General features: G+C 62.0%; 3 protein-coding genes. All 3 read right to left on the reverse strand.

Annotation, left to right across the window (positions count from 1 at the left end; genetic code table 11):
- Positions 1-22 precede the first annotated feature (22 nt).
- Positions 23-3,265, reverse strand: coding sequence for a glycosyltransferase family 39 protein (locus P5540_14440; protein ID HRT66013.1), 3,243 nt, complete (start codon positions 3,263-3,265; stop codon positions 23-25).
- Complete coding sequence (locus P5540_14445) at positions 3,262-6,621, reverse strand: glycosyltransferase family 39 protein (protein ID HRT66014.1); 3,360 nt, start codon at positions 6,619-6,621, stop codon at positions 3,262-3,264. The genes P5540_14440 and P5540_14445 overlap by 4 nt, the downstream gene beginning before the upstream one ends.
- Positions 6,622-6,689: 68 nt before the next feature.
- Positions 6,690-8,528 (reverse strand): histidine kinase dimerization/phospho-acceptor domain-containing protein, encoded by a 1,839-nt coding sequence (locus tag P5540_14450; protein ID HRT66015.1) that lies wholly within the window; start codon positions 8,526-8,528, stop codon positions 6,690-6,692.
- Between the last annotated feature and the right edge of the window lie 69 nt (positions 8,529-8,597).

Genomic DNA, 8,597 nt, shown 5'->3' on the forward strand with positions numbered 1-8,597 from the left:
TTTCGACCGCCGGTTCCGGGTTTTATCGCCCCGTGGAAATATCCCGCGGCAGCCTTTCGACCGCTTTCATGAGTTCGTGGGGCATTGCGATGTTTGCGCGCCGTAACCGCCGCATTTCTTGCCGGGCGGCGGCGGGGTCGGGTTTTTCAAACGCAAGAGTGAACAGGGTTCGGTAGGTGTCCGCAAGTCCGCCATCGAGGTCGAACGCCTGCTTCGCCGCGGTAATGGCTTCGGCCTGCCGTCCCGCGCCGAGCAGCGCCATGGCCAGCGTCCACGGCGGACTTCCGATCCGGGGATTCAGTTCGACGGCTTTGCGGGCGGCCTCGACGGCTTCGGTATGCTCACCCATGCGGCACAGGGCCTGCGCCAGCACATCGTAGAGGAACGAGTCCGTCGGAAGAAGCGCGATGCCCTGCCGGGCGGCTTCGACAGCCCCCGCCGCATCGGCGCGTTCGAGCAGAACCAGCGCCAAGTTCCCGTAGGTCCACGGCGAGGCGCCGGGCGCCAATTCGATAGCCTTCCGCAAAGCCGCCAGTGCGCCTTCCATGTCGTTTTCATGGCGCAAGGCCATGCCCAGGATCGCCTGCGCGCCCGCGTCGTTTGGAAAACGCTCCAGATAAGCCCGCGTGAAGGCGATTCCGCCTGTAAAATCCTTTTTTTCCCAAAGCAGGGCGTTGGCGACGATGCCGAAGAGAATCGGGGCCGTCTCCGGCGACGTTTCCTTTTCGACAAGCGCCCGCGCGTCCTTCCACTTGCCCTGCTTGCACAGCGCCTGGGCCAGCCGCGAGGCAAGCGCCGCATCGCCTTGGGCGTGCCGCAAACCCCTCGCGGCGGCCTTGGCGGCGGCCGCGTAATCGTTCCGTTCCCACGCGATATCCGCCAGGTAACGATGGATGGCGGGATCGATTTCCGGGTCGCATGCGGCCGCCTTCCAGAACGCGTCGAAAGCCTCGTCGCGCAAACCGGTTTCCATAAGCGCGGTCCCCAGCGCGGCATGGGCGCCCGCCTGTTTCGGCGCGACGGCAATCGTGCGCCGGGCCAGTTCGATAACCTGTCGCGGGTCCCGTTTCTTTGTCATCAGGGCCCGCGCCAGTTGTTCGAATGCGAAGGGATCGCTCCGCCGCGCATTCAACAGCAATTCGTAGGCGGCGGTGGCTGTGTCCCAATCCTCCAACTCCAACGCCAGCAGGACGGCTTGCGATGCGAAGACGGATTCCGACGGCATGTTCCGCGCCGCCGCCATCGCCACGTCGAGCGATCCCCGTGTGTCTTTGCGACGGCGGAGGAGTTCCAGCAAGGCGCGACAGGCCGCGGGCTGGTTCGCCGGATCGCGTTCGATCGCCTTGCGAAAGGCAGCTTCCGCCCCGGCGTCGTCGCCTTCGGCGGCAAGCGCAAATCCGAGGTCGGCGTGCGGGCGCGGATCGTTTGGATGCGTTTCCGCATACGCGCGGGCCGCGGACACGAGACGCGGGTAGCCTTGTTTCGCCTTCTGGACGCTCATCGCAAGCGCGACGTAGGCCTCCTCGTCCCACGACAGGGTCGCGAAGGCCTTGTCGAACGCCTCCCAGCCGGCTTCATGCGAACCCGCGCGCAACAAGGCCAAGCCTTCCGCGCGCGCGTCGCGCGCCGCCTTCAATCGCGCCTGTTCGGCATCGAATTCTTCGGTAGCCGCGCGGATTGCCGAGGCGATTGCATCGGCCGTGGCGGGTTTTTCCGGCGGAAAGAGGCGATAAACGATCAGATAGGGCAGTTGAAACGCCCAATACCCCTTTGTTTCATGGGGAATGGTCCGCGCCGCCAGATACCGTTCGAACCGCGCCGCCAGTTCATCCGTTCCGGCCAGCCCCACGCACGCGATCCATGCGGACGGTTCCCGCGAAAGCGTCTTTTCGGTCCAGTCGCACAAATGTTCGAGATGGGCCGCATAAGACACGGAACGGCGTTCGGGACGCCAATTGTAAATGCATTCAAAATGGTATCCGGGGGGATACACGATGATGGGCTGAGCCGGGGCGCCGGATTCGAGAATCCATTTTCGGGCCGCCAGCCAATCGGTCCGTTGCGGCGAAGCCAGCGCCAGCGTCAGGCGATGCCCGTACAGGACGACAAGCAGCGCGATGGCCGCCACGCGCCATGTCCGGCGCGGGAGACCAGCCAGGAACGCGCCCACGATCAGGTACAGGGCAAGCGGACAGTACGATGTGTAGCGCGCGGCAAACGCGTCCGGCCGCCATAATCGCGCGACAAAAAAGAGGCAAAGGCACGGTAAAAACAGCCAATACAGCAGAAAGGCCCCGTCGGATCGTTTGTGTCGAAGGATCTGTTTCCCCAAAAACCAAAGGAGGCTTGTCGTGAAAAAGAGAAACAGGGCATGGTCGAACCAGGGAAACGCCGCGCGCAAGGGCCGCGTCCATGCGGGCGGCGCGTTTTCCCATGGGCGGTCTTCCGGCATGTAAGCGGGCGAATTGCGCGGCATGCAGTCGCCGAAGGCATTGCCGACAATGCGCCATGCAGCGGGCGCCTCTTCCTTCCCCGCGAAGGAACGATTGACGGAAAGCACCCAAAATACGGTCGGCAGCAGCAGCAGGACATGCGCGGCCGCCCATGCCGCCGCCTTGCGTTTGCCGTTCCGCCGCGCCAACAGATACGCGCCCTGCGCCATGATGAAAAAGGCCCCGAACAGATGGGTCCAGATCAGCAGGAAGTTCGCGCCCAGATGCAACATCCACCACCGGCGGCCGCCCTTTCGAAGCGCCTGAAGGAAAGCCCCCGCCGAAACCAGCACTAACAGGTTCATGAGGGCATAGGGCCGGATTTCCTGCGCGAGAAACAGGTGGGCCGGCGAAAGCGCCATGCACAACGCGGCCGTCAGACCCGCCGCCCGGCCAAATAAAAATCGCCCCGTCGCATACAGCAAAGGTATGGACGCCACGCCGAACAGAATGCCAAGCCACCGGATGGCGGTTGCCGAATCCCCCACGGTGTGCGCCCATGCGTATTGCAGAACGAAATACAGCGGGACCATGTACCAGTCCTGGCTGCGCTCCGCGCGGAGAAAAGCAATCAGCCCCGGTTCATTCAGGCGGCTTATACTCTGGCATTCGTCATACCAGACCGATTGCGCGTCGAGATTGTATGCACGCAGCCCAACGGCCAGAAGCACGATCGCCGCCAGCGCAAGACCGGAAAAGGCGGAAAAGCGGTTTCGCCCGTTTTCCGTATCGCCCGCACATGTCGTTGCGATGTCGTTTTCCGGATCCATCATGGATTGGCCTGGCGGGTTTCGCGGACATTAGTGGCGCAGAGTTCGTGCGGAATGGCAATGCGTTCGGCGCGCAGGCGCGCGCGCTCGTTCTCGGCGCGCATCGGGTCGGGATTGGCGACGACGGCGTCGAACAACGCGCGGTAACTGGCCGCAAGGCCGGGGTCGCCGTCGAAGACCCGGTGGGCCGATTCGATCGCGCCGGTGTTGTCGTGGGCAGCGGTCTGCGCGAGCGCAAGGTCCCAATAGACGGACACGGCAGCCTGTTTTTGTTCGACACATTGCCGCAGCGAGGCCACGGCCTCGCCGTATTGTCGCAGCGCGCGGTGGGCAAGGCCCTTTGTTTGCAGCAGCAAAGGATCGGCGGGCAACAATGCGAGCCCCCGCGTGGCGGCATCGAGGGCGGCCTGCGCGTCCCCTTCTTCGAGAAGAAGCGAAGCCAGGGCGCCGTAGGTCCACCGCGAATCGGCGGGGTCGAGTTCCACGGATGCGCGCAGCGCCGAAAGGGCCCCCCCGCGATCCCCCTTGGCCCGCAAGGCAATGCCCAATTCCCGGTGAGCCTTGGCATTTTTTGGATAACGTTCAACAACAAGACGCGAGGTTTTTATGATTGTGTCGGGGTCATATCGATCGCCGGAAAGAATCCCTATCAGGCTGTCATAGGCCGCCAAGCCCGCTGGCCCGGCGCGCACCGCCGCTTCAAACGCCTTGAGGGCCTCCCCCATTTTGTCCTGCATCGCCAGCGACTGAACAAGAAAACCGTTCAACGGGGCGGATTCGGGCTGTTTTTTCAATCCTGTCCGGCACAGGTTCGCCAGCCGCGCCCATGCCTTCGCGGTGGCAAGATTTTCCGCGGCGCGCAGAAAGCACCACCCGAAACGATCCGGATCCAATTCGGCGGCCCGCGCGTATGCTGCGGCGGCTTGGCGGGAATCCCCCCGCGCAGACAGGGCTTCGCCAAAACGCGCCAAGGCGCCCGGATGATCGGGATGTTTTTTCATGAAGATCCGCGTGGCGTCAAACAGCATGTCCCGGTGGGCGGGATTTGCCTGCAGGGTAACGGCAAGCGTGTCGTAGGCGGCCTCGGCCACTTTCGGTTTTGTAACCACGGAACGAAAGGCGGAGATCGCCCCCTTCACATCGCCCATGCGCGCCAGGTTTTCGATCAGTAGCGGAGCAAGAGCCGGGTCGTCAGGATAACGACGCAGGCCTTGCCGTGCCGTTTCGGCCGCGCGCTGGAAGTCGCCTTCAAGGGCAAACAGACGGGCCAGCGAGGCATAACAGGCCCCCGATTTTTGCGGATCGATCGCTATCGCGCGCTGGAACGATTCGATGGCGCGCACTCGATCGCCCTTGAGAACATGGGCCTGCCCGGCGTTTGCATGAGCAGGCGCGTGATCCGGCGCATAGGCCAGTTCGATTCGCGCCAGATCCAAAGCAGCGTTCGGGTCCTTGTCGTTCCAGATGTGCCATCCCACAGCGCGATCGTAGGCATCGAGCAGCAGAACGCCAAGATCGATCGCCTTGCGGTCTTTCGATGGCAGCGGTGGCAGGCCGTCTTTCGTCAAATACGCGATCGTGCGGCGTAGGACTTCGGGGATCTCGCCCGAAGTGTTCGGATCCTGTTCGAGCAGGGTCAAATACAGTCCGAATATCTCGCTGTCCCATGGGGTGCGTTCGAACGCGGCCCGCACAATCTCCAGGGCGTGGCGCCTCTGGCCGGCGGATAGAAGGGCCCGGGCGTCGGTAACGGCCTTCCGAGTGTCCTCGTAGTCCGCCGACGCGTTCCGCCGGATGCTGGCGGCTGCCTCCTCGGCCACCGGCGTGTGCCCCGAATCGGGGCCGATGCGATACACAACCAGCATGGGCAATTGCGCGGACCAGTACATCCGTTTATCGAACGCGATGCGGCGCAGGCACAAATAGCGTTCCCACGGTTCGAATACATCGTTGTGAAACACAATGGAAAGCAGCCACAGCACCTTGTGTTGCCCGAGGATTTCTTCCGTTTGCATGCAGAGATCGTCGTACGTTAGCGGTCTTCGCACCGAAAGGGACGTTTCGCGAAGATGATATTGGCAGACGGGCGCTTGGACATCCCCGATAACGAGGACAACATCGTCGTTTCCGGCAAGTTCGCGCACATGCCGCGTGGCGGATTGCCAATCCGTGCGCTGGTTTTCCGTCACCGTCAGCACGGTCCGGTGGGCGAACAGCGCAAGCAGCACCAGGACGGCCGCGCGGCGCCACAGGGCTTTCGGGATTTGGGCCAACGCGCCGCCCGCCAGCACGTAGAGACTCAACGAACTGTACGTCGTGTATTTGGGCGAAAAGCAGTCGGGCCGCCAGATCCACGCCAAGGCGAACAAGACCAGCGGGGGCACAAGCCAGCATGAAAGCAGCAGCCAGAATCCCTCGCGCCGCGATGACTCTGTGGCATCCGGCATGGCCGCCGGCGTTCGCCACAAAAGACGAAATCCCAGATACGCCACACAGAGCAGGAAAAAAACCAACAGCAGGTTGTCTGCATAAACGTAGGTATCAATGAACGGCTTGGTCCAGCGCGGCGGCAGATTTTCGACGTGAAGTCCGGTCCAATCCAGTGAAATGGGGTAGTACAGCATCCCAGACCAGCAGTCCGCAACCGCGTTGTTGACAAATTGCCACGGAGCGGGCGGCAAAATATCCGGCGTCGAGCCCTTGATGGTGCGAATCCACAGAAAACTCGGCAGGACAAGCAGTCCGTTCGCGACGAACCAGGCCACCGTGGGTTTGCGAAGGCGTCGCGCGAACAGAAGGAAAAGCCCCTGGGCCACCAACAGGAAACAACCGAACAGATGCGTCCAGATGAGCAGGACGTTCGCCGCGCAATGCAGTATCCATCCCGTTCGCGTAGGACGTTGAATCAGCATCGCAAACGTGTACAGCGATGCCGCGGAAAAAAGCATGGTCAGCGCATAATTCCGAATTTCCTGCCCCTGGTAGATGTGGACGCCGGACAGGGTGAAGCAAAGCGCGGCGATCAATCCGGCATGGCGACCGAACAGTGTCCGCCCCGCCAGATATAAAAGCGGAATTGTCAGCACACTGAACAGGACGGAAAGCAGCCGGACTGTCACGATCGAATCGCCGACGCTGTTGGCCCAGAAATATTGGAGGGCATAATAGACGGGCACCATATTCCAATTGGCGGGTTTCTGGGTGCGGATGCAGGTGGCCACGTCGGGATCGCCGGTGTGCGACACGCTGATCCATTCATCGTACCACACCGACTGCGCCGGCAGGTTATAGGCGCGCAGTGCGAATCCCGCCAACATCAGCAAGATCACGAAATTCAGGGACAGACACCGAATTTCCACATGTCCGGTTCTCTTCGAGTGCGGGAGCTGGAAATTCGGTGTCTGTCCCTGAATTTCCGGCATGGCGATCACCCCGCCATTTCGGACAGCGGCAGCAAAACGGTAAAGGTCACGCCCTCCCCTTCCCTGGAATTCAACAGAATACGTCCGCCGTGATCGCTGACAATACCGTACGAGACGCTCAACCCAAGCCCAGTGCCCTCGCCGATGCCTTTTGTCGTAAAAAACGGATCGAAGACCTTGGACTGGATGGCCTCCGGAATCGCCGGGCCGTCGTTGTGGAAGATGATTTCGACGAAGCGGCCCTTGACGCCCGTGCGGATGGCAAGGCGTTTCCCGCCGTTTTCGACCGTGGCGAGCGCCTGCTGCGCATTGTTGATGATGTTGAGGAACACACGCTGCATTTCGTGCGTGTCGGCGAGGACGCTGGGCAGATCATCCGCCAGCGTCACGTCCACCGTGATCCCGTCTATGCGCAACTGGTATTCCCGCAGCGCCAGCGTGTCGGCGAGCACATCGTTGATGTTGCAGATCTGTTTCTCGGAATCGTGATGCCGCGCGAAACTCAACAGGTTCTGGACAATCCGCCGGCAGCGTTCGGCTTCCGACATGATATGCTCCAAGCGCGACCGGACGGCGGGGTCCACCTTCCCCTTGTTGAGCAGCTGGGCATAGCCGAGAATGCCGGTCAGCGGGTTGTTCAGTTCATGCGCGACACCCGCCACAATCTCGCCGATCGCACTCAGTTTCTCCGTCTGGATGAGATTCTGCTGCAACGCGGCCTGCATGCTGATGTCAACCATCAGGAGGATCAGGCGATCGGGCTGTTCCGAATCGAGCCGGGCCGGCACCACCGTGATGTCGCAATGCATCTTCGCCCCAAATTGGGACACGAGGCGGATATTGGGCCACGTTTCCCTGGGGCGCTCGAAGGCCTGAACCAGCATTTCGGCCAAGCCGGACGGCGCCTCTGCGCAAAGCGTCGTGAAAAAATGCCCGGCCAGCGCATGGATGTTCGGCGCGCCGAACAGGGCCACCGCGGCGGGATTGGCCTCGACAACCATGCCCTGGGGGTCGAGCAACAGGATGCCGATCGGCGCATGTTCGAAAATCGCCTCGATAAGCTGGCGCGAACGCGTGATCTCCTTTTCGAGGCGGCGCGCAAGGCGCAAATCGCGCGCAAGGCCAATCACGCCGACGGGACGGCCCTGATGGCTCAGACAGCGCGTGGTGAGTTCGATCGGAATGCGGTCGCCGTCCTTCGTGTACACCTCGCTCACGTATGGCGCGCGCGATACCGCGCCCGGCGCCTCGAGCCGCGACTCGATCAGCGCGACGTATTCCGGGGCAATCAGGTCGTACACCGTCACACCCTGCGATACATCCTCGAAATCGAAGCGCGCCAGCGAAAGCCCCGGTGCGCTGACGTACAACAGGGTGCCGTTCATGTCGTGCACATAGACGATATCATTCGACGTCAACGTCAAATCGTGGAACAGCTCCAGCAGCCGCGCCGGATCGGGCACAGCCTGCGGATCGTCCGACTGCATCAGTTGCCGGAAAAACCGGCGATCGTCTGGATGGACCGGCGGAATCGGAATCGCGCCCTGCATGCATTTGCGCAAGGCCACGATTGCGGCGCGGGCCTCCTCCCCGGGCAATTCGCGCCGGAACATTTCGATAAGTTCAAAAACAAGCGCGCGCAGCAGTTTCGCGACGATCCAGTCGTCCAGACCCAACACCCGCAACGGCTTCACGTCAACCGATTTCAAACGATCAAAACCCTCGGCCAGCGATTCCACGACTGCGGCTAGAGCCGGAGCGGCACGGGGAACATCGTGCTGTTCCGCAATGGATGACGCAAGAACCCTTGCGCGTTCCTTCAGCAAAACATCCAACGAAATCATAGTGACGCCTCTTTGCAATGCGCTCCAGTATAGCAAAGCCCGGAATCAAACCGAAAAGCCGCAGATGAC

It is taken from the genome of Candidatus Hydrogenedentota bacterium, assembly GCA_035450225.1.
Lineage (GTDB): Bacteria > Hydrogenedentota > Hydrogenedentia > Hydrogenedentales > SLHB01 > DSVR01.